This window comes from Microcystis ichthyoblabe FBCC-A1114, assembly GCF_050500245.1.
Lineage (GTDB): Bacteria > Cyanobacteriota > Cyanobacteriia > Cyanobacteriales > Microcystaceae > Microcystis > Microcystis ichthyoblabe_A.
The window spans coordinates 1,182,769-1,204,011 of record NZ_CP191408.1 but is presented as its reverse complement, the minus strand read 5'-3'; the positions used below and the strand labels follow the sequence as shown (position 1 = coordinate 1,204,011).

At 41.6% G+C, this 21,243-nt stretch carries 19 protein-coding genes and 1 riboswitch; of the genes, 16 read left to right on the top strand and 3 right to left on the bottom strand.

Annotation, left to right across the window (positions count from 1 at the left end):
• The first annotated feature begins 9 nt into the window (after positions 1–9).
• The gene (locus tag ACQY1Y_RS05820; RefSeq protein ID WP_430014164.1) at positions 10–1,191 is read left to right on the top strand and encodes a serine hydrolase; all 1,182 of its coding nucleotides are present in this window, start codon (positions 10–12) and stop codon (positions 1,189–1,191) included.
• Between the two features lie 3 nt (positions 1,192–1,194).
• Here ACQY1Y_RS05820 and ACQY1Y_RS05815 read toward each other — a convergent pair whose 3' ends face one another.
• The gene (locus ACQY1Y_RS05815) at positions 1,195–1,461 is read right to left on the bottom strand and encodes a glutaredoxin family protein (RefSeq protein ID WP_002777606.1); all 267 of its coding nucleotides are present in this window, start codon (positions 1,459–1,461) and stop codon (positions 1,195–1,197) included.
• A gap of 126 nt (positions 1,462–1,587) precedes the next feature.
• Between ACQY1Y_RS05815 and ACQY1Y_RS05810 the strand changes: the two genes are divergently transcribed.
• The 8 genes from ACQY1Y_RS05810 (at position 1,588) to ACQY1Y_RS05775 (ending at position 9,546) form a co-directional block, all read left to right on the top strand.
• Positions 1,588–1,827, top strand: coding sequence for a hypothetical protein (locus tag ACQY1Y_RS05810; RefSeq protein ID WP_002750530.1), 240 nt, complete (start codon positions 1,588–1,590; stop codon positions 1,825–1,827).
• Between the two features lie 159 nt (positions 1,828–1,986).
• Positions 1,987–2,691 (top strand): Uma2 family endonuclease, encoded by a 705-nt coding sequence (locus tag ACQY1Y_RS05805; RefSeq protein WP_002731745.1) that lies wholly within the window; start codon positions 1,987–1,989, stop codon positions 2,689–2,691.
• A gap of 172 nt (positions 2,692–2,863) precedes the next feature.
• Positions 2,864–3,928, top strand: coding sequence for a ParA family protein (locus tag ACQY1Y_RS05800; RefSeq protein WP_430014163.1), 1,065 nt, complete (start codon positions 2,864–2,866; stop codon positions 3,926–3,928).
• On the top strand, positions 3,912–4,673 hold the full coding sequence (locus ACQY1Y_RS05795) for a HEPN domain-containing protein (RefSeq protein ID WP_430014162.1): 762 nt from the start codon (positions 3,912–3,914) through the stop codon (positions 4,671–4,673). Before ACQY1Y_RS05800 ends, ACQY1Y_RS05795 begins: the two co-directional genes overlap by 17 nt.
• Positions 4,674–4,819: 146 nt before the next feature.
• Positions 4,820–6,538 (top strand): ABC1 kinase family protein, encoded by a 1,719-nt coding sequence (locus ACQY1Y_RS05790; RefSeq protein ID WP_430014161.1) that lies wholly within the window; start codon positions 4,820–4,822, stop codon positions 6,536–6,538.
• Positions 6,539–6,574: 36 nt separating this feature from the next.
• On the top strand, positions 6,575–6,952 hold the full coding sequence (locus tag ACQY1Y_RS05785; RefSeq protein ID WP_002734118.1) for a hypothetical protein: 378 nt from the start codon (positions 6,575–6,577) through the stop codon (positions 6,950–6,952).
• 129 nt (positions 6,953–7,081) lie between these two features.
• Positions 7,082–8,419, top strand: a complete 1,338-nt coding sequence (locus ACQY1Y_RS05780; protein ID WP_430014160.1) for an anthranilate synthase component I — start codon at positions 7,082–7,084, stop codon at positions 8,417–8,419.
• Positions 8,420–8,580: 161 nt separating this feature from the next.
• On the top strand, positions 8,581–9,546 hold the full coding sequence (locus ACQY1Y_RS05775; RefSeq protein WP_430014159.1) for a permease: 966 nt from the start codon (positions 8,581–8,583) through the stop codon (positions 9,544–9,546).
• A gap of 118 nt (positions 9,547–9,664) precedes the next feature.
• Here ACQY1Y_RS05775 and ACQY1Y_RS05770 read toward each other — a convergent pair whose 3' ends face one another.
• Entirely contained in the window at positions 9,665–12,676 is a 3,012-nt protein-coding gene (locus tag ACQY1Y_RS05770; RefSeq protein WP_430014647.1) for a tetratricopeptide repeat protein, read from the bottom strand.
• A complete protein-coding gene (locus ACQY1Y_RS05765; RefSeq protein WP_430014158.1) occupies positions 12,645–14,066 on the bottom strand; it encodes a hypothetical protein in 1,422 nt (473 codons plus the stop codon). Before ACQY1Y_RS05765 ends, ACQY1Y_RS05770 begins: the two co-directional genes overlap by 32 nt.
• Before the next feature lie 318 nt (positions 14,067–14,384).
• Positions 14,385–14,519: riboswitch (guanidine-I (ykkC/yxkD leader) on the top strand.
• Positions 14,520–14,587: 68 nt separating this feature from the next.
• On the opposite strand from ACQY1Y_RS05765, the gene ACQY1Y_RS05760 reads away from it, so the two are divergent.
• From ACQY1Y_RS05760 to ACQY1Y_RS05730, 7 genes are all read left to right on the top strand, one after another.
• The gene (locus ACQY1Y_RS05760; RefSeq protein WP_069474976.1) at positions 14,588–15,766 is read left to right on the top strand and encodes an agmatinase family protein; all 1,179 of its coding nucleotides are present in this window, start codon (positions 14,588–14,590) and stop codon (positions 15,764–15,766) included.
• Positions 15,767–15,772: 6 nt separating this feature from the next.
• On the top strand, positions 15,773–16,129 hold the full coding sequence (gene hypA / locus ACQY1Y_RS05755; protein ID WP_002731704.1) for a hydrogenase maturation nickel metallochaperone HypA: 357 nt from the start codon (positions 15,773–15,775) through the stop codon (positions 16,127–16,129).
• 58 nt (positions 16,130–16,187) lie between these two features.
• A complete protein-coding gene (gene hypB, locus ACQY1Y_RS05750) occupies positions 16,188–16,877 on the top strand; it encodes a hydrogenase nickel incorporation protein HypB (RefSeq protein WP_002734828.1) in 690 nt (229 codons plus the stop codon).
• Between the two features lie 198 nt (positions 16,878–17,075).
• A complete protein-coding gene (locus ACQY1Y_RS05745; RefSeq protein WP_430014157.1) occupies positions 17,076–18,116 on the top strand; it encodes an ABC transporter substrate-binding protein in 1,041 nt (346 codons plus the stop codon).
• 86 nt (positions 18,117–18,202) lie between these two features.
• The gene (locus tag ACQY1Y_RS05740) at positions 18,203–19,018 is read left to right on the top strand and encodes an ABC transporter permease (protein ID WP_002760933.1); all 816 of its coding nucleotides are present in this window, start codon (positions 18,203–18,205) and stop codon (positions 19,016–19,018) included.
• A 70-nt stretch (positions 19,019–19,088) separates the two neighbouring features.
• A complete protein-coding gene (locus ACQY1Y_RS05735; protein ID WP_430014156.1) occupies positions 19,089–19,847 on the top strand; it encodes an ABC transporter ATP-binding protein in 759 nt (252 codons plus the stop codon).
• Between the two features lie 301 nt (positions 19,848–20,148).
• Complete coding sequence (locus ACQY1Y_RS05730) at positions 20,149–21,111, top strand: orange carotenoid-binding protein (protein WP_002777584.1); 963 nt, start codon at positions 20,149–20,151, stop codon at positions 21,109–21,111.
• Positions 21,112–21,243 lie beyond the last annotated feature (132 nt).

The following is a 21,243-nucleotide window of genomic DNA, read 5'->3' as shown; positions in this document are numbered from 1 at the left end:
AGGAAAACCGTGACTCGTCAAGTAACTCGTCGTCCTACTAAAGTCCAATCTGGCCCTGAGTCCCCTAGGTCCGTGGACTCAAACAATAACAAAAGGCCTGTGCCAGTTAAAAAGGCAAAAAAACAGCGTAAACCCAACCTAATCGCTTCTTTTCTCCTTCAGGTTCTTCGCTTCTCTATCCTTGGTGTCGGTTTAGGTGCGATCGCTGGTACGGTTTTAACGGTGGTGGATCCGAGCAAATTACCCCTACACCCAAAACCCACCGCTACTAATTCCCCGACTCTCAAACTCGTCACCCCAAAACCGACCACCTTAGTTTTAAACGAAAATCTCAGCAGCCTTAACCAGAAATTACAGGCTTTAGCGGTCAAATATCCGAAATTACAGGCGGGAGCATTATTTATTGACCTTGATAACGGTGCTTACGCTAATTTTCGCGGAGATACTATTTTTGCTGCCGCTAGTACGATTAAAATCCCGATTCTGGTGGCCTTTTTTGAGGATGTGGACGCGGGGAAAATTCGTCTCGATGAAACCCTTGTGGCCACTAAGGATGTCCTGGCCAGTGGGTCTGGGGATATGCAGTATCTAGGATTGAATAAAACCTATACTGCCCTAGAAACCGCCACTAAAATGAACGTAATTAGCGATAATACCGCTACTAATATGTTAATTAAGCGGATGGGCGGCAAAAAGGCTCTTAATCAGCGTTTTCAAGCTTGGGGTTTGACCAGTACGGTAATTAATAACCCTTTACCAGACTTGGAAGGAACTAATACCACAAGTCCGAGAGATTTGGTGACAATCTTAGGAAAAGTTAATCAAGGGGAATTACTTAGTTTACGTTCCCGCGATCGTCTATTGAATATTATGCAGGAAACGCGCACTCGCACCCTGCTGCCCCAAGGTATCGAGAAATCCGCCGATATTGCCCATAAAACCGGTGATATTGGCTCAATGTTAGCGGATGCGGGGATTATTGATATGCCCAACGGGAAACGCTATCTAGGAGCAGTGATGGTCAAACGTCCCCACAATGATAGTAACGCTAGGACTCTGATTCAACAAATATCGCGCACGGCCTACCAACACTTTAAATGGTATCAAACTCAACCCGCAGCCAAACCGCAACCAGTCGCCCAGTCTTCTCCCTCTCCTAGTCCAGTCGTTATTCCTAGTCCGGGTAATTAGCCCCTAGGTTAAATTATTGGCTAAAAGACGGGCTAATTGTTCGGCATTTGCCCGGGGGGAAAGACGAGGGATGATTTTTTCCCCCGTGGCCAGTTTTTGACAGAGAACGGGGATTTCGTACTGATAAGCGTTAAACCAATCCTCTCGACTGGTAATGTCCCTAATTTCTAACTGCCACTCCGGTTGACGGATTTTTTCTAGTTTTTCTAGCAACCCTTCGCAAAGATGACAGTCCGGCTTACTGTATAAAATTAGTTCTATGGTAGTCATAAATATTTAAGTAGGTAGGTGTTAAAAGTTGTCAGATCCCCCCACCTATCGGCACCCCCCTTATTAAGGGGGGCAGGGGGGATCAGAGGCAAAATCTATCTTCAATTTAATTATAACTACTTACTTATGTTCATTACCTCTACGATTAGTCTCTCATCAACAATTCTACAAACTCCCACACCCACACCGACTTTAAATAATAATTTAGTTAATTCAGGTTCTCAAAATCTAGTCTATATCGGTGTGTTTCTTCTGGCAATTACCCTAGTCATGGTTATTGGTATTATCAATCAAAAAATTGAATACGCTCTCATTTTTGCCGCCACTCTCACCGTTATTTTAGTTGCTTTTTTCTGGTTTTTATAAGTCCTTCAACCAAGGGGATTGAGGTCATGATATTCTGACTTCCCCAACCGACTCCTAACACCCTATATACAAGCAAAACGATCGGACTTATAATATAATTGTATTGATTGTGGCTTGTTGCTAGAATCACCCCAAATTGACTCAATGGGTTTATAAACGATGACAACCCTAGATATTGCTACCGATATTGTCTGTCCTCCCACCGATTTATGGAGTGATGAACCACCCTTGGAAAGTGATCTGCATTTACAACAAATTATTTTATTATTATCTTGTCTTGATTGGCTCTGGCAAGATAGAAACGATTACTATGCCTCGGGTAATTTGACTATTTATTATAACGAAAGACAACTAAAACAGCGAGATTTTTGTGGACCAGATTTCTTCGTGGTTTTAGATACAGAGAAACGTCCCCGGAAAAGTTGGGTTGTCTGGGGAGAAGGGGGTAAATATCCCAATTTAATCATCGAAATTCTCTCCGATTCCACCGCTAATGTGGACAGAAAAGCCAAAAAGGAACTATATCAGCATACTTTCCGGACTCCTGAATATTTTTGGTTTGATCCTAATACTTTAGAATGGCAAGGATTCACTTTAATCGAGGGACAATACCAACCGATTACCCCCAATGAAAACGGTTATTTATGGAGTAAGCAACTAGGATTATATTTAGGAATTTTTGCCAATAAATTGCGCTATTTCACCGAATCAGGTGAATTGGTTCCCACCCCTCAAGAGTCGGCCCGACAGGAAAGATTAGCCAAAGAACAGGAAAGATTAGCCAAAGAAAGAGAACAACAACGGGCGGAAAAATTAGCCCAAAAGCTGCGAGAATTGGGCATTAATCCCGATGAAATTGCTTAAATATCCGATTGGGGGTGTTAGGGTGGAAACCACGGCGCAATTTTTCCTTAATTGCTAGGCATTAAGATGAGTAATCCGAAACTCTGATTCTAGCCTAGAAATCATGGCAAAATCTCCACACTGATGTTACAATAATGACCAAGTACAACAATCTTCAAATATAATTAATGCCATGGTGCAAAAAATAGCTTTTTTTAATCATAAAGGTGGAGTGAGCAAAACTACAACCACTTTTAACCTTGGTTGGATGCTTGCTGAGAAGGGCAAAAGAGTAATTATTGTCGATACCGATCCCCAATGTAACTTAACTGGTATGGCTTTGGCCAAAGAAAGTGAAGATAGGGAGGAAAGACTACAAGCAATCTACAATACTTACTCTAATATTAAAACAGCTTTAGCGCCTGCTTTTGAGTCTCAACCGAGATTAATTGAAGCTGTGGACTGTATTCCTATTGATGGTCGTGATCGTTTATTTCTATTGCCTGGTCATGTGGGGTTAGCTGAATATGAAGTTACCCTAGGTATTGCTCAAGAACTTAGTGGGTCAATTCAGGCTTTAAAAAATCTCCCCGGTGCGATTACATATTTATTAGACAAAACTGCCGAAAGATTTCAAGCTGACTATATTTTAATCGATATGAGTCCCAGTTTGGGGTCAATCAATCAAAATATACTGATGACCAGCAACTTTTTTATTGTGCCAACCACAGCGGATTTTTTCTCGGTTATGGCTATCGATTCTTTAGCTAAAATATTGCCTAAGTGGCACCAATGGGCTAAGGCAGCTAGTGCTTTACCAATTCTCAAAACAGCCAACTATCCCTTTCCCGAAGTTGACCTACATTTTTTAGGAACTATTGTTCAGAAATATCGAATCAAAGGTGGCCAAGAAACAAAAGCTCTTGAAAACTGGATTAACGAAATCGAGGAAAATATCGGCAATAAAATGATTCCAGCCCTAGGGAAAAATGGCATGATGCTACCGAAATTTATCTACGATCAGAATGGTGTACCAGACTGCTGTACTCTAGTAAAAATCCCTGATTTTAATAGTCTTATTGCCTTATCTCAAGAGCATCAAGTGTCTGTTTTTGCGCTAACTGCTGAACAATTAGAATGGCAAGGTACAGTGTTAGATCAAGCCCAAGAAAAACAACAAAAATTTAAAGATATTTTTTCTGACTTAGCAGACAAAGTTATCGGTCTTACCTCCGAGATTTATGCAGTTAGCCATTGAACAATTTCGCCTTAGCATTGCCCGCATTCGTGACTTGATCGCTATCCACAATTCCCTCAAATCTCAGACTACTTCGGCCCTAGATGTATCGGATATCCTCAGAGCCGCTTTAGTCCTGACTGTGAGCGCTTTAGATTATTATATTCACGAAGTGGTTACTCTAGGAATGCTAGAAATTTATCGAGGCCAACGTTCAGAACCTCCTCCCACTCCTAACAGTTCTCAATCTGCCTTTTCTCGTTTTCAAGTCTCCTTGAATGGCGCACGACAAGAACGATTGATAGCTATTAGTATTGGCTCTTGGTTAGAGAACGAAATTCAACAAAACTACGGTTCTTTTTTTGATCAAGAATCTCGCTCAATTTCCGAGGTACTACCAATGATTGAAAATCTCCTCACCAACAAACTTAATAGTAATTATTGGCTAGAGACTGAAATTAGAGAAAACCTCAGATATAAAAGCTTTCAACAACCGGACAAGATAGCGGAGGCCATTAGATTAATTTCAGCCAAGAAATTGTGGGAAGAAGTGGCCAGCAAACTAAATAAACCAGCCAAAGATATTAAAAGCCAACTTAGCATAATTGTTGATCGAAGGAACAAAATCGCCCACGAAGCTGATATAGACCCGAGTTATGGCATTGGCAGTCGCTGGAATATCGATGAAAATCTCGTTAATGATGCCGTTACCTTTATAGAACAGCTTGTTGAAAATATCCATCAGGTACTTGAGGACATCCACTAGCCGAAAATTTCCCCGGCAGTCCAGCAATAAATACTTATGATTTCTCAGGGAATTATAACAATTATTAAATAATGTGTAGTTTTGTATACTGATGTCAAGAACTTAGCTACAATATCAAGTGGCGTAAGATATATAGAGATTAGCTAGTGAGTCGGCATCAAGACAGTCAAACTGACGGGAAACGAGAAGAAACACAGTTCACTCCTTACAGTGCAGAAGCGATCGCCCAACAATACCGTTACAAACCTTGGCAATTGTTCGGTCGCGCTTTCGTGATTACTTGGTCTTTAGGATTATTTCTCCTCAGTCTCCTCTGGGACAAATGGACAAAGCAAGAAGAAGCCAATAAATACAGGCGTGCCAGCGAACTTAGGCAAATTCTCACCCGTTTGGGTCCCACCTTCATCAAAGTCGGTCAAGCTCTCTCTACCCGCCCCGACCTCGTTCGCAAAGACTTTTTAGACGAATTAGTTAAACTGCAGGACCAACTTACCCCCTTCGATAACGATATCGCTTTTGCCCTTATCGAGACAGAATTGGGGATGCCTGTAGAAAAAGCCTATCGAGAAATATCCCCCACCCCTGTGGCTGCCGCTAGTTTAGGACAGGTTTACAAAGCTATTCTACCCACCGGCGAAGAAGTAGCCGTTAAAGTGCAAAGACCGGGGCTGCGGGCGCTTTTAAGCCTCGATTTATACCTAATGCGCTGGGCTGCTCAAAAATTCGGTCGTTTATTACCCCTCAATCTCGGCCATGACCTCACCTTGATTGTCGATGAATTCGGCACCAAACTGTTTGAGGAAATCGACTATCAAAACGAAGGTCGCAACGCTGAAAAATTCGCCACCAACTTCCAAAATAACCCTGAAGTTAAAGTTCCCAGTATCTACTGGCGTTATAGTGGTCGCCGCGTCCTCACCCTGGAATGGATTGATGGCTATAAACTCACCGATACCGAGAATATCAAAGCTTTAGGATTAGACCCTAATAGTATCGTTAAAATCGGCGTAACCTCCGGATTACAGCAACTCCTCGAACACGGCTTTTTCCACGCTGATCCCCATCCGGGTAATCTTTTCGCCACTTTTGATGGTCGCATGGCCTATATTGATTTTGGCATGATGGACCAGTTAGAGGAGGAAACTAAAGAAACCCTCGCTAGTTGCGTCGTCGATTTAATTAACAAAGACTACGAAAACCTGGCCGCCAACTTTGTCAAACTGGGATTTTTAACCCCAGAAACGGATATAAAACCCATTATTCCGGCTCTAGAACGGGTTTTAGGCAATGCCATCGGTCAAAGGGTCGGTGACTTCAATTTCCGCACTATTACCGATGAGTTCTCCGAATTGATGTACCAATATCCCTTCCGGATTCCCGCCAAATTCGCCCTGATTATTCGTTCCCTCGTCACCCAAGAAGGGGTGGCCCTTACCCTCGATCCTAACTTCAAAATCGTCCAAGTGGCCTATCCCTACGTCGCTAAACGTCTCCTGACCGGGGAATCGCCTCAACTGCGCCGGCGTTTACTGGATGTACTGTTCAAAAACGGTAAATTCCAGTGGCAACGCCTAGAAAACATGATTACAATGGCTCGATCGGAAACTAACTTCGATTTACTGCCCACAGCGCAATTAGGCATCACTTTTCTTCTCTCGGAAGAAGGTCGTTATCTGCGTCGTCAATTGCTATTAGCTTTAACGGAAGATGACCGTCTCCATACTGCCGAAGTGCAACGTCTCTGGAGTTTAATTCAAGGAGAATTGCAACCGCGGCGACTCTTGGATGTGGCCATGAGCGCTTTTCGGGAATTATCCTCCCAAGGTGTGGCCGCTGTCCTTCCGCGAGAAACCAGTTCGCGTTAAAGTGTTTAAGGTCATCATCGGTTAATCACTTTTTCTATGGATTATTATTTTCTGCCCCAACCACCCTATTTTCTAGTTTTTGCTGGTTTATTTATCGGTATTACCTGCGGGGCCGCTTTTGAAGCTAGTCTCAAGCAAGTGGTTAACAATTGGTATAAAAATAAGGGTTCAGACGATCAAAATCTTTTAAAATCCAGTTCCTTACAAATTCCTTTTATTGGTATTTGTGTAGGAATCTGTCTTTTCCTGGCCTCGGGATTAGATATATTTATTCTCAATGGTTGGGTTGCCTACGCTATCTCTCTCCCGATGACTATCTTTATCGGTGGTTTGGTTTGGAGTCAGTTAGGGGAATTGTTAGGCCAATTACAGCGCGGCGGTTCTAAAGAAATTGACCTCGATTATCGGGGATAATTACGAGGCAGCAAACATTTAGGACTAAGATAATAGGTGTTAGCAGATAGGAAAGATCAACTCCCCCACAACTAACACCAAAACCCTAGTTATACCCAATTTTCCAGCTATTTTGGCCCGCGATTTTAGATGCAAAAACCTTTAGCATGGCATTGGCGATCGCTTCCTCTGCATCAGCGCACTGGTTCCGAGGTTTTTGCCTGCTTATTCTCCCAAGATGCGATCGCTACTTTACTAGAAAGTCCCTATCCGGGTAATTCCCTCTCCCGTTACTCTCTTTGTGCTGGTTCCCCGCGTCAGCTTTGGACCCCCGCATTAGGGGAAATTTTGCCCTTTTTAAGCAGTTTACTCCCCCAACCCCGATGTGATCATCTTCCCGATCATCTTCCCTTCCATGGCGGTTGGTTGGGGTGGTTAGGCTACGATTTAGCTTGGGAAATAGAAAAATTACCCGACAGGAAAGCTGATACTCTCCCTTTTCCCGTCGCTTATTGGTATGAACCGGATAGTTTTGCCATTCTCGATCACCAAGCACAAATTCTCTGGTTAGCTGCCACTAAACCTGAAGATTTAGATAAATACGAACAATCTTTAACCACTAACCCCGATTTTGAGTTTATCGATCCCCATCCCTCTCCCTTAATCTTTTATACTTCTCAACTCGACTACGAAAAAGCTGTTAAAAAAGCCTTAGATTATATCAGAAAAGGTGATATTTTTCAAGCAAATTTATCCCTAAGATTTCAAAGCACAACTAGGGCAAAAGGATGGCAAATTTATCGCAGTTTACAACAGATTAACCCTTCTCCTTTTGCCAGTTATTGGCGCACCACTTGGGGAGAAATGATTAGTTGTTCTCCCGAAAGATTGGTGAAATTAGAAAGGGGAATAGCCAGCACTAGACCGATCGCTGGAACCCGTCCCCGGGGTAAAACCGAGGCACTCGATCAACAATTAGCCGAGGAACTATTAACTAATAAAAAAGAACAGGCCGAGCATATTATGCTAGTGGATCTAGAACGTAATGATCTAGGTAGAGTTTGTGAATGGGGATCGGTTTATGTGGATGAATTACTGACGATCGAGCGTTATAGTCATGTTATGCACTTGGTCAGTAATGTTCAAGGAAAATTAGATAAAAAGTATCATGCTATTGATTTAATTAAAGCTCTTTTCCCTGGGGGAACAATTACCGGTTGTCCGAAAGTTCGTTGTCTAGAAATTATCGAAGAATTGGAACCGATGCGACGCAATTTATTCTATGGTTCCTGTGGCTATATTGACCTACGGGGTCATTTAGATTTGAATATTCTCATCCGTACCCTATTAATGACTACTCAAGGGAATTTAAACACCGTTTGGGGACAAGTGGGAGCGGGAATAGTTGCCGATAGCGATCCCGAAAAAGAATGGTTAGAATCCCTTCATAAAGCTGAGGCACAATTAATCGCTTTACGTTCTTTTTAATTGTTGATTTCAACAAACTAACCTATTGTTGCATCTTGCATGAGTGCCTTTTGCCTTTTGCATGAGTGCCTATCCTAACCAAGAAATTAATTTGGCACGACTACTTACTTTTTACCTTATCTGCTATTTTGTAGGATAGCTTCCGATCTTGAACCCTATTCATGAATCAAATTTCTATCGCCGTTACTTTTTTTCTTAGTTTAGTCTTGACCTCGCTTCCCTTTTTACTTTTGGGGACAGCCGTTTCCAGTTTTTTGCTGGTTTTCGTCAATAAACAGCGATTAGCGGCGATATTTCCCCGTAATCGACTGTTAGGAGCGATCGTTGGCAGTGCCATCGGATTAATCCTACCCGTCGGACAATACGGCACGATTCCCGTCGCTAGAAGATTCTTATTAGAGGGAGTACCCCCAGGGGTGGTGTTTAGCTTTCTCACCGCTGCACCTACCCTAAATATCGTCACTCTTTGGCTAACTTGGCAGACTTTCAGCTATTCTAGTATTTTCTTCTATCGATCGCTTTCGGTCTGGTTAATGGCAATTTTTATCGGCACTCTCTTTAGTTTCTATCGGGAAAAACCCCGCACCGATAGTGAAATTCCCCTAGAATCGAGTTTAGTTCTTTCCGGTAGTTTTTTACCGGAGGAAGCAGCCAGTCAACCCCTACAAAGAGTCGGCAGTCTTGTTTATGAGTATAAAACTAGAGATAGGCAAGCTTGGCCAATTTCTGTGCAGTTATTTCTCGATAACTTTATCGATGAAGCACTGGAATTAGGGGGATTATTAATTATTGGCTGTGCGATCGCTAGTGTCTTTCAGTTATTATTACCTCAGAGTCAATTAATTGCCTGGGGGAATACTCCCGTTACTCAAATTCTCGTGCAGTTGTTTTTTGGTTTCACTCTCCCTGTTAATGCCAGTCTTAGCACTTTTGTCCCCGGTTCTTTAATTACTAATCTGTCCGTGGGTTCCACTCTAGCTTTTTTACTGGTCGCTTCCCTCATTGATATTAAAGCTTTTATCCTTCTCCTATCAGCTTTCCGTCCTAAAATCGTCCTTTATTTCGGAATTTTATGCCTGTTAATGAGTTTTTTAGTGGCTCTGATCCTCAGTTTTTATCTAGGTTGAATTTCTTCCGGGTCAAAAAAATTTTCTCTTGACAAAAGCCCCTTGACATGATACTATATTCATAATGGAAAATCCGTGCGCCTACAAGCCCTATTTTCCCAAGCATTTAAACTCTAACTCATCCTGATTCTGCTTGCTGGAGTTGCGACAACATAGTTTTATAGTTCTCCATAATTGTTTGGGTATGGGGATGATTTTTCCCTAATACTTGGGTAGCAATCTTAATCGCTTCTAGATAGAGAGGTTCTGCTTCTGTGTACCTGCCTTGGTAACAGTACAATGCTGCTAAATTGTTGAGGGAAGTTGCCACATCGGGATGATTGTCTCCTAAGAGTCTTTTTCTCAAATCTAATGCTTCTAGATAGAGAGGTTCCGCTTCTGTGTACCTGCCTTGGGAATTGTACAAGTATGCTAAATTGTTGAGGGAAGTTGCCACAGAGGGATGATTGTCTCCTAAAAGTCGTTTATCCAAATCTAAAGCTTCTCGATAGAGAGGTTCCGCTTCTGTGTACCTGCCTTGGGAATCGTACAATGCTGCTAAATTGTTGAGGGAAGTTGCCACATCGGGATGATTGTCTCCTAAGAGTCTTTTTCTCAAATCTAATGCTTCTAGATAGAGAGGTTCCGCTTCTGTGTACCTGCCTTGGGAATTGTACAAGTATGCTAAATTGTTGAGGGAAGTTGCCACATCGGGATGATTGTCTCCTAAGAGTCTTTTTCTCAAATCTAATGCTTCTAGATAGAGAGGTTCCGCTTCTGTGTACCTGCCTTGGGAATAGTACAATAGTGCTAAATTGTTGAGGGAATTTGCCACATCGGGATGATTGTCTCCTAAGAGTCGTTTATACAAATCTAATGCTTCTAGATAGAGAGGTTCTGCTTCTTCGTACCTGCCTTGGGAATAGTACAATAGTGCTAAATTGTTGAGGGAATTTGCCACATCGGGATGATTGTCTCCTAAGAGTCGTTTTCTCAAATCTAATGCTTCTAGATAGAGAGGTTCTGCTTCTGTGTACCTGCCTTGGGAATCGTACAATGCTGCTAAATTGTTGAGGGAAGTTGCCACATCGGGATGATTGTCTCCTAAGAGTCGTTTATGCAAATCTAATGCTTCTAGATAGAGAGGTTCTGCTTCTTCGTACCTGCCTTGGGAATAGTACAATAGTGCTAAATTGTTGAGGGATTGTGCCACATGGGGATGATTGTCTCCTAAGAGTCGTTTTCTCAAATCTAATGCTTCTAGATAGAGAGGTTCCGCTTCTGTGTACCTGCCTTGGCAATCGTACAATCCTGCTAAGTTGTTGAGGGAAGTTGCCACATCGGGATGATTGTCTCCTAAGCGGGTTCGAGTTGCGGTTAAACAATCTTGATAGTAGGGTTCAGCAATAGCATACAATCCTTGTCCTTTATAATAACGAGCTAAACCCGTATAGGACCAAGCTAAATCCTCATCAGCGATATATTCTGGATATTCCCTGACAGCTTGTTCAATATGGGGAATTAAGGGAGTCAGATTTTGAATAATATCTAGAGTAGGAGTTTGGGGGACTGTTCTCGATGTATCTGTCATCACCGTACAATAACGACTTTTTGCGGTATTGGCTATCTCGGAACCTTCTAATTTTTCCCGTAGATAAAGACGGATGAGGGGATGCAGTTGATACCATTCATTGCCTAAAGATTTCAGCAAATTAAGCTTAACCAAGCTATCGGTTAACCATTTTTCTATCTCGTCTTTAGCTTCATCAGAAAATAAACTGATGATTAAGTGCTTGGGAAAAGGTGCCGAAGCAAATAAACTGAGATAAAGAGCTAATTTTTGTTTTTCTGTTTCTAACAGTTGCCAACTGAGATCCAGAATTGTTTTAATACTGCGGACTTCCTCCTTATCAGAGTTGAGATATTTTAAGCCTTTTTTGGGGAATTTTTCCTTGATATTTGCTAAAGTTTCAGTGGTTGCTTGTCTCAGAAAACTGCCTAGTAATTGTAATCCTAGAGGCAAATATCCTAAACACTGACAAAGTTGCTTGGCTGCCTCTAACTCCGCGGTTAGACGTTCTTTTCCTAAGTAGGTTTGCAGTAAATCTAAAGCTTGCGCTGCCGTGAGAACATCTAAGTTTATCGTTGATAGCGATACCCCTAAGTAACTAAAGCGAGTGGTAATTAAAACCCGAAAACGAGAATCTTTTCCCGGTGGTAGATAAGATGTAATTTGGTCGTAGTCACGCACATCATCAAAAATAATTAAAGCATTTCCCTCGGGCCAATTTTGCCAACAGTAACGCACTCGTTCACTTAAGGTTCCCTGATTGGGTATGTTTAAACCCAGGTATTCTCTGGCAAAAAATAAAATAGCTAAACCGGGGTCACTGTTAAGGACATTTATCCAACAAATACCCGCAGGATAATCCCCTTTATGTTGCCAAGCATACTGTAAAGCTAATTCAGTTTTTCCCGAACCTCCCATCCCACTTAAAACAATTGGGGAAGATTGCTGAAAAGCTTGATGAATCCGGGATAATTCCTGTTCTCTACCAACAAAGTTAACTGCTGTTCCTGGTAAATTATAGGGATCATGAACGGTATTTTTATCGGTAAATAGCTGATTATAGTTGGTAGCTTGGGTTGAATTTTCTGTTAAAAATAACCGCAGGAAAAACCAAGAATTTAAATCTGGCATATAGAGAATAACTTTGTTAGTAAAATCATGATTCATCCACCAAATTTGTCGGAGATTAAAGCGAGCTAAATTTTCTCGATTGAAATTAATTAATTGCAAGGCATCTACTAGGGAAGCATTAGAAAAAGCGGTTTCAAAACCAGTAATTGATACTACTCCCGACTCCAATTCTGCCAATTGTGTTAACAAGAAGTTCAAGACAAAAGAGGGTTTTTCCCATCTTGGTAAGACAATTTTATGAAAAATAATGCCTTGTTCTTGCAGTTTATTCTCTAATTCTCTAACTACTTGCTGACGGGAAAAATCATCATAAAATTCCACCCTAGCTAAACCTCTAGATGGTCTTCGTCCCCATAATAGCAAACGAGCTGCCGTATGGGAAATAGTACCCGGTTCTAACTCCGATCGATTAGTTTGATTAACTTGATGTACCACCGGGGACACCTCCATCGGGACCAGTAGGAATATGACCTTGAGCATTTAAAATATCAACCACAAGGGGATGCACCATAAAGCATCTTTCCCCGTCTCCATCTACTTCTTGAATCGCTCGATCATTTAATAAAGCGTATAATATCTCATTGGGAATTTGTGCTTCTGGATTAGCATCATAAATTCGTTTTAACAATAATACCTTATCCCCATAACTAACAGAATCGATATCATAAGGATTTTGGCCTAAACGTCTTTCATATTCTGTTCTTAAACTGCGAATTGCCCTGCTAATATGACTAGACATGATCAGATTTTGTTGATTGACAATTGCTTCATCAGAAGCTTCTCTAACTAAATAAAATAAATCTCTGATATTGCCACCAGAGGCAATAATAATCCGCTCTATTTGTCCATCTTCAAATAAATTAGATTTAACTCTTGCTTCTAAAACTTTTCTAACCGCTTCCCGTCCTTTTTGGTTAGGAGTATGATCTTTTTGGCAAAAAACTGGAGTATCGGGAATCAGGAGATTATGGTCAAAAGTGAGGTTAATCCCAGGAGATGAATTATACAATCCAATCGGAATATTAAAAATAATGTGAATGTCTAAATCTTTGAAAATGTTAGAATAGTTTAAAAATAAATCCCTGACCGCTTCCTGTGAAACACCAGCTTTATCGAAGTCTTCTCCAATAATTAACCAGCTTCTCTGCATAGTTTCCTGTAAGTTCTGATTACACTCTTTCAGGAGTTGATTAGCAATATTAATTAAATCTCTGGAACGGGAAAGACGGTATTCAACAACTTTTTTCTCTCGCGAGGAAGCAAACCGGAATTCTCCCTTGAGAGAGGCAAAAAGTCCGAGAATTTTATTCCAGAAAGAATCTTCCTTTACTCCCGCTCCTGCTTCCGTTTTGATTTGACTTTCTCTGGTTTCCTTGCGGGTAAATTCTTCAGAACTAAACCAATCCCAAAGCTTTTGTAAATTTTCATCACTGGGTTGTCGAGAAATTTTAGCGGTTTTCTCAACAATTTCCACCACCATAAAGAGAAACACATCAAGGGGACTGAAATTAATCGCATCGAGTTCACTTAAAACACTAAATCGCAGGGGTTTAAAATGCTGTTTAATCTCATGATCATTAATTAAACGAGTTAATTCTGTCGATTTGCCTACCCCCGTGTGTCCCATTAAACAGGCTTTGTAATATTGTTGCGTATCTATGATCCGTTTTAACCCTAATTTTAGACGCTGAATTTTATCTTCCCCTCTCACTTTATTCATTTCTTCTCGATAAAAAGCATCTATTTCCTTCTGAGTTAATAGGGGTTCAGGAGATATAGTTAAATGGATTTCATCAAGAGTAGTCGCAGGTTCAAAGCGAGTCAGAGAGGGGTGTTGCATAGAGACAGGAAAAATCATTCTCTGGAGATACTTTTTATTATATAAGTAGCTGGTTATAATTAAATTAAAAATGGATTTTAGGTTCGATCCCCCCTAGCCCCCCTTGATAAGGGGGGAAGCCGAAGGCGGGGGGATCCCCCTTGATAAGGAGGATGCCGATCCCCCCTTAGTCCCCCCTTTAATCCCCCCTTAATAAGGGGGGCATCTGAAAGTTTTTAATACCCACCTAATTATTCAGCAAACCATATTTAAGCGGGAAAAATCCCCTTTTGTGTAGTCTATGATACTGTTTTTGGGATTGAGATCGTCTAATGTCAAGAAAATTGCTTCTAGGGTTCCGATTTAAGCGTCCTTAAATGTCAGGTCCGAGAGGAGCAAGCTAGTCTTAAATGAGCGGATCAAACATTTTTTCCGTCTAAGCTGGCTACACGGCGGGATAAAAGCCCGGGAGACTTTAAGGATAACTGTTTTGAGGCAGTGTCTTTGAAGACTCCCGGGTTATTGTATTTTGAGGTAAAATGATGTCCGAGGAATCTACTTTTCAACCCCCTCATGTAACTGAAGCTCAACAGGCCCTAGAAAAAGAACGCCATTTGCCCCTAACCGGTTGGCAACAGGAAGTTTCCCAGGGGTTAACCTACGGTTTAGAGGCGGCCGATAGTATTCGCGATCGCAGTATTCCCACCTTTTCCAGGGGTGAGTTACCCCACTATGCGGGAATTAACACCTTTATGAAGGCCCCCTATTTGGAAGATGTGCGGAATGTGGGCAATTATGACGTGGCCATCGTCGGTGTTCCCCATGATTCGGGGACAACTTACCGACCCGGAACTCGTTTTGGACCCCAGGGAATTCGGCGGATTTCGGCCCTTTATACGCCCTACAATTTTGAATTAGGGGTAGATCTGCGCGAACAAATTACGCTCTGTGATTTAGGGGATATTTTCACCATTCCTGCTAATAATGAAAAGTCCTTTGATCAAATCTCTAAGGGGGTTGCCCATGTCTTTAGTTCCGGTGCCTTGCCGATTATTTTAGGGGGTGATCATTCTATTGGTTTTCCGACAGTGCGGGGTATTTGTCGGCATTTAGGGAATAAAAAAGTTGGTATTATTCACTTTGATCGCCATGTGGATACCCAGGAAACGGATTTAGATGAACGGATGCACACTTGCCCCTGGTTTCATGCCACCAATATGAAAAATGCTCCCGCTAAAAATCTCGTCCAATTAGGGATTGGTGGTTGGCAAGTTCCCCGTCAAGGTGTTAAAGTTTGCCGCGAGCGGGCCACTAATATTTTGACCGTCACCGATATTGTAGAACGAGGCATTGATGCGGCCGCCGAATTTGCCTTAGAACGAGCTTTAGATGGTACGGATTGCGTTTGGATTAGTTTTGATATTGATTGCATTGATGCCGGTTTTGTCCCCGGTACAGGTTGGCCAGAACCGGGGGGTTTATTACCCCGTGAAGCCCTAGCTTTATTGGGTAAAATTATCCAAAAAGCTCCCATTTGTGGTATGGAAGTGGTGGAAGTTTCCCCTCCCTACGATATTAGTGATATGACCTCTTTGATGGCTACCCGTGTTATTTGTGATGCCATGGCTCATCTGGTTATTTCAGGTCAATTACCGCGTAAAGAAAAGCCCTATTATATTCATCCTGATGCCAATCTGGCCGTTGACGAACCCTGGCAGTAATTTCCTATGCACGAAACTGATATGACCAAGGCGTTAATTATGACAGTTCGAGATTGGTATGATAGCCAACCTGAAAAGCTCAAAATTGAAAAAATTCATCTCATGGTTGGTGAATTTACCTGTGTCGAACCGGTCAGTTTACAATTTGCCTTTGAAGTTCAAACTGCCAATACTTTTCTGGCTGGCGTGGAATTAGCGATTAAAAATATTCCCCTAATTGCTTATTGTCATTGCTGTCAAAAGGATTATAAACCCCAAATTGGCCAGCAATATTCCTGCCCAACTTGTCGATCGCCGATGGAGGATATTCGTTCAGGTCGAGAGTTAAAAATTGACCACATTGAATATTCTTTAGATTCTTAAACAAAGTTGGGCGATCGCTTCTACAAGTTCGATGATCAATTATTCATTCTCAACTAAAATGCACCAAACTTTTGACGCGGCCCTAGAAATTAATCTACTTCATGCCAATCAAGCAGGAGCCGATCACAACCGGGAACATTTTGACGAGTGGGGCATCACCTGTTTAAACCTGATGAGTAGTCCTGGTGCGGGTAAAACTGTATTATTGGAAAAAACCCTCGCAGCCTTAAAAGATCAATTAAAAATGGCTGTTATTGAAGGAGATATGACTACAGAACTAGATGCAGAGCGCCTGAGACAATATGGAGTTCCCGTGATTGCCATTAATACGGGTCGCTCCTGTCACTTAGATTCCAAAATGGTAGCTGGGGGAATTCATCGTTTCAAAGAAGATTATAACCCCAAAGAGTTTGATTTATTGTTGGTGGAAAATGTGGGAAATTTAGTTTGTCCCGCCGAATTTGAGGTAGGGGAACACGCTAAAGTTGCTCTATTAAGTATTACTGAAGGAGAAGATAAACCCCTCAAATATCCAATTATGTTTCAAGAAGCGGATTGTCTGATTATTACCAAATTAGATCTGGCTCCTTATTTAGAGATTGATTTACAACGTTTAGAAGCAAATGTTCGTTCTATGAATCCCGATGTAAAGATTATCGCTCTTTCTGCTCAAACAGGAGAAGGTTTAGAAGACTGGTTAAATTGGCTAAAAAGCCAAGTCAATATTCCGAGGTTTTTGAATTGTTAATCAGTAACAGTTTTTGAGATTTATTTCTGTTTTAATTAGGTAGGTGTTAAAAATTCTCAGATTCCCCCCTTATCAAGGGGGTATCCCCCCGTCTATTAGCACCCCCCTTATCAAGGGGGGATTAAGGGGGGATCAAAGGCAAAATCTATCTTCGTTACTTACTATCTGTCACCTCTAAAGGCTATTAGGCTATTACCTATGAAACGGCGCAATTTTTTCTCCTTACTTCTCGTTTTTTTTAGTAGCTTACTCCTGACCATTAGTTGTAATCAAGCTCCTCAGCAAACCCCCAATGCAAGTAGTTCTCTGAGTAATACTGCCCCCATTGTCATCGGTTATAGTAATTGGGCCGGTTGGTGGCCATGGGCGATCGCTGAAGAAGAGGGATTATTTGCTAAAAATGGGGCTAATGTTCAAATGAAATGGTTTGATGGTTATCTTGAATCCTTACAAGCTTTGGCCGCCGGACAATTAGATGGAAATAGTCAAACTCTCAACGATACAATCGCTTTTGCGGGAGATGCAGTGAATGGTCAAGTTGCTGTTTTAGTTAATGATAACTCGTCAGGAAATGACAAAGTTATTGTCACAGAAGAGATTAAAACGATTCAAGATTTAAAAGGCAAAAAAGTTGCTGCTGAAGAAGGCGTTGTCGGTGATTTTCTCCTCAGTTTAGCTCTAGAAAAAGAAGGAATGAGCCGTAAAGATGTGCAAATTGTCCCCATAGAAACAGGGGCTGCTGCCGCCGCTTTTGCATCGGGAAAAGTAGATGCAGTTGGTGCTTTTCCACCTTTTTGGTCAACAGCCCTTAAAAGAAAAGGTTCTAAAGAATTAATTAGTTCCAAAGCTTTTCCCGGTGCTATTCCTGATTTATTAGTTGTCAGTGCCAAATTAATCAAAGAAAAACCAGAACAGGTTCAGGCTCTTGTCAAAACCTGGTTTGATGTTCGAGAGTTTATGGCTAAAAATCCCCAAAAAGCCGATGAGATTATGGCCAAGCGTGCCGGCATTAGCCCAGAAGAATTGGCCTTATATAAAGAGGGAACGAAGTTTTTCACCTTAGAAGAAAACTTAGAAGCTTTTAGTCCGGGGAAAACCATAAAAAATATGCCCTTTGCCGCTCAAAAAATGGCTGGTTTTATGATGGAAGTTGGCTTTATTAAAAAAGTCCCCGATCTAACAACCATTTTAGAGCCCAAATTTGTCAAGTCGTTGGCAAATCAAGACAAAAAATCCTAATTAGTCCCTCGATCATTGACTTCAAGAATTGTTTGATAACTGGGTGATATTGGCTATCAAAATTATTCTTTTCTTTGGCAAATCCCATGACCACAACACCTAAAACGCTTCCTCAAAGCACTTTTTGGCGGATTACCGAGGATATTCCCGAATCCCTCAAATGGACTTTAATGGTTTCCTCTATTATTGTCCCGCTTATTTTCTGGTTACTAATCTCTAGTTTTGCGGGCATTGAATCCGTATTTTTGCCTTCTCCTTTAGCCGTTATTCAGGCCTTAGGAAAATTGGCAGAACAGGGCTTTTTAATTCAAGATACTATTACCAGTTTTTTACGAGTAGTTGGGGGCTTTTTTTTGGGAGGATTGTTTGCTATTCCCCTGGGGATTTTAATGGGAACTTTTCCGAGTATTCGTAGTTTAATGGAACCGATCATTGGCGTTGTACGTTATATGCCCGCTCCTGCTTTTATTCCCCTATTGGTTATTTATTTGGGTATTGGAGAAACATCAAAGATTATGCTCATTTTTATCGGGACAATTTTCTTTAATACCCTGATGATTATGGATGCAGTTAAGTTCATTCCCCGTGAATTGATCGAAGTAACTTATACCCTTGGAGGAACTCGAAAACAGGTTTTATTTAAAGTGATTACTCCCTATATTATTCCTAATGTTATCGATACTTTTCGGGTTAATATGGCGGCCGCCTGGAATTTGGTAGTAGTGGCGGAATTGGTTGCGGCCGATAATGGATTAGGCAAACGGATTTTATTGGCTCAGAAATTTCTGAGAACCGATGAAATTTTTGCCTGTTTAATTGTCCTGGGAATTATTGGCTTTGCCCTAGATTTAAGTTTTCGTTTGTTTTTGCAGTGGACTTGTAAATGGTCAATTACTCGTTAACTTAAAAACTCAATAACAGAGTTTATTCTGTCACCAGTAAAGTTATTTTAATGATAAGAGAAGAACCTTAATGCACTTAGAAATTACTCAACTCAATAAAATTTTCACCACTAAACGAGGTGCTGTGGTCGCTCTGAAAGATATTAATTTACACGTTGAAAGTGCTGAATTTGTCTGTGCGGTCGGGGCCTCTGGTTCGGGAAAATCAACTTTGTTGCGAATGATTGCGGGTTTAGAGCTGCCCACTTCCGGCAAAATTACCGTTGATGGTGTTGAAGTGACAGGGCCGGGAGCCGATCGCGGCATGGTTTTCCAAAATTATACACTCTATCCCTGGATGACGATCCAAAAAAATGTTGAATTTGGCTTAAAACTACAGGGATTATCGACAAAAGAATGCTGGGAAGTGGCCTGTTATTATCTGGATATTGTCGGTTTAACTCAATTCGCTAATGCTTACCCCAGAGAACTATCGGGTGGGATGAAACAACGGGTTGCGATCGCCCGTTCTCTTGCTTGTCATCCCAAAGTTTTATTAATGGACGAACCCTTTGCAGCTTTAGATGTACAAACCAAAGAAAGAATGCACGAATATTTAATTGAAATTTGGCAAAAAATTAGGTGTAGTATTTTAATGATTACCCATGATGTGGATGAAGCGGTTTTTTTAGCTCAACGTATTTATGTTTTGAGTGCTAGGCCGGGGACTATACAACGGGAATTAACAATTAATTTACCCCTAGATCGTAATCATAAAATTAAACGACAATCTCAGTTTTATGACTATACCGATGAAATTTACGGCCTGCTACGGGGTGAGAAATCCTAGAAAAAACTAGGGATGATCAAGAGTAGTCCCGGGTTGAAAACGAGTTAGAGCAGCAAAAATCATCCTCTAGAGATACTTTTCATTATCTAGCATCGCCAAACAGCGATCGCTCGCTGCTGCCGCCAACCCTAAATAAGTGATGGAACAGTTGTTCAACCATTAAGATTTTGTGATAATCCCGGGTAAGTGTGATCTAAAGTACAGCTTTTTTTGGGAAAGTTTCTCTAGTGGTGCTGCCTTGGGGCGCAAATATGATAGAATGAGGGTAAATTGATACAAAACTTTACTTCAAGGTGAATCTATGCCGTTTACGATCGAATCAGCGCGGAGCATTTTCCCCAACACGCTGTCAGCGGATGTGGTTCCTGCCACGATTGCGCGTTTCAATCAGCTGAATACCGAAGATCAACTAGCCTTGATTTGGTTTGCCTATCTAGAAATGGGCAAAACCATCACCGTTGCCGCCCCCGGCGCTGCTAGTATGGTCTTTGCCGAAAAAACCATGAATGAAATTCGGCAGATGTCACCCCTGCAACAGTCGCAGGTGATGTGCGACTTAGCCAACCATGCTGACACCCCGATTTGTCGTACCTATGGCACTTGGTCTGCTAATATCAAGCTGGGATTCTGGTATCAATTAGGACAATGGATGGAAGATGGCAGTGTTGCCCCAATTCCCAAGGGTTATGAACTATCTGCTAATGCTAGTGCCGTTTTAGACGGGATTAAAAAATTAGAGTCGGGACAACAAATCACCGTTCTGCGGAATTGTGTGGTCGATATGGGCTACGATCCGAAGAAACTGGGCGATTATAACCGTATTTCCGAACCCGTGGTTCCTCCCCAAAATATTGCCGAACGGACCAAAGTTAGCATTGAAGGCGTTACCAATGCCACCGTCCTCAACTATATGGACAACCTCAACGCTAATGACTTTGATGTATTAATTGAATTATTCACCCCTGACGGCGCTCTGCAACCACCTTTCCAACGTCCCGTCGTCGGTAAAGAGGCAGTATATCGCTTTTTCCGCGAAGAATGCCAAAATTTAAAATTAATCCCCGAACGCGGTGTGGTGGAACCCGCCGATGACGGTTTTACTCAGATTAAAGTGACGGGAAAAGTACAAACCCCCTGGTTTGGTGCGGGTGTGGGTATGAATATGGCATGGCGCTTCCTCCTAACTCCTGATAATAAAATTTTCTTCGTGGCGATCGATTTATTAGCTTCTCCGAAAGAATTATTAAACTTTGCCCGTGGCTAAATAGCTACTGAGAGAAATCATTAAAAATTCTGATGAAACTTATTAGAGTTCCTTGTCAAGTGAACTCTTTTTTTTATACAATTAAAAGGCTGACTTAAAAAAATTGGTAAATACACCGGTTTCTTCTGCGAT

What these genes read in the sequence shown, in the direction of transcription:
- ACQY1Y_RS05730 (WP_002777584.1), top strand. Translation starts at nt 20,149, where the DNA reads ATGCCGTTTACGATCGAATCAGCGCGGAGCATTTTCCCCAACACGCTG.
- ACQY1Y_RS05815 (WP_002777606.1), bottom strand. Translation starts at nt 1,461, where the DNA reads ATGACTACCATAGAACTAATTTTATACAGTAAGCCGGACTGTCATCTT.
- ACQY1Y_RS05770 (WP_430014647.1), bottom strand. Translation starts at nt 12,676, where the DNA reads ATGGAGGTGTCCCCGGTGGTACATCAAGTTAATCAAACTAATCGATCG.
- ACQY1Y_RS05795 (WP_430014162.1), top strand. Translation starts at nt 3,912, where the DNA reads ATGCAGTTAGCCATTGAACAATTTCGCCTTAGCATTGCCCGCATTCGT.
- ACQY1Y_RS05765 (WP_430014158.1), bottom strand. Translation starts at nt 14,066, where the DNA reads ATGCAACACCCCTCTCTGACTCGCTTTGAACCTGCGACTACTCTTGAT.
- ACQY1Y_RS05745 (WP_430014157.1), top strand. Translation starts at nt 17,076, where the DNA reads ATGAAACGGCGCAATTTTTTCTCCTTACTTCTCGTTTTTTTTAGTAGC.
- ACQY1Y_RS05735 (WP_430014156.1), top strand. Translation starts at nt 19,089, where the DNA reads ATGCACTTAGAAATTACTCAACTCAATAAAATTTTCACCACTAAACGA.
- ACQY1Y_RS05740 (WP_002760933.1), top strand. Translation starts at nt 18,203, where the DNA reads ATGACCACAACACCTAAAACGCTTCCTCAAAGCACTTTTTGGCGGATT.
- ACQY1Y_RS05760 (WP_069474976.1), top strand. Translation starts at nt 14,588, where the DNA reads ATGTCCGAGGAATCTACTTTTCAACCCCCTCATGTAACTGAAGCTCAA.
- hypA (WP_002731704.1), top strand. Translation starts at nt 15,773, where the DNA reads ATGCACGAAACTGATATGACCAAGGCGTTAATTATGACAGTTCGAGAT.
- ACQY1Y_RS05805 (WP_002731745.1), top strand. Translation starts at nt 1,987, where the DNA reads ATGACAACCCTAGATATTGCTACCGATATTGTCTGTCCTCCCACCGAT.
- ACQY1Y_RS05785 (WP_002734118.1), top strand. Translation starts at nt 6,575, where the DNA reads ATGGATTATTATTTTCTGCCCCAACCACCCTATTTTCTAGTTTTTGCT.
- ACQY1Y_RS05810 (WP_002750530.1), top strand. Translation starts at nt 1,588, where the DNA reads ATGTTCATTACCTCTACGATTAGTCTCTCATCAACAATTCTACAAACT.
- ACQY1Y_RS05780 (WP_430014160.1), top strand. Translation starts at nt 7,082, where the DNA reads ATGCAAAAACCTTTAGCATGGCATTGGCGATCGCTTCCTCTGCATCAG.
- hypB (WP_002734828.1), top strand. Translation starts at nt 16,188, where the DNA reads ATGCACCAAACTTTTGACGCGGCCCTAGAAATTAATCTACTTCATGCC.
- ACQY1Y_RS05775 (WP_430014159.1), top strand. Translation starts at nt 8,581, where the DNA reads ATGAATCAAATTTCTATCGCCGTTACTTTTTTTCTTAGTTTAGTCTTG.
- ACQY1Y_RS05800 (WP_430014163.1), top strand. Translation starts at nt 2,864, where the DNA reads ATGGTGCAAAAAATAGCTTTTTTTAATCATAAAGGTGGAGTGAGCAAA.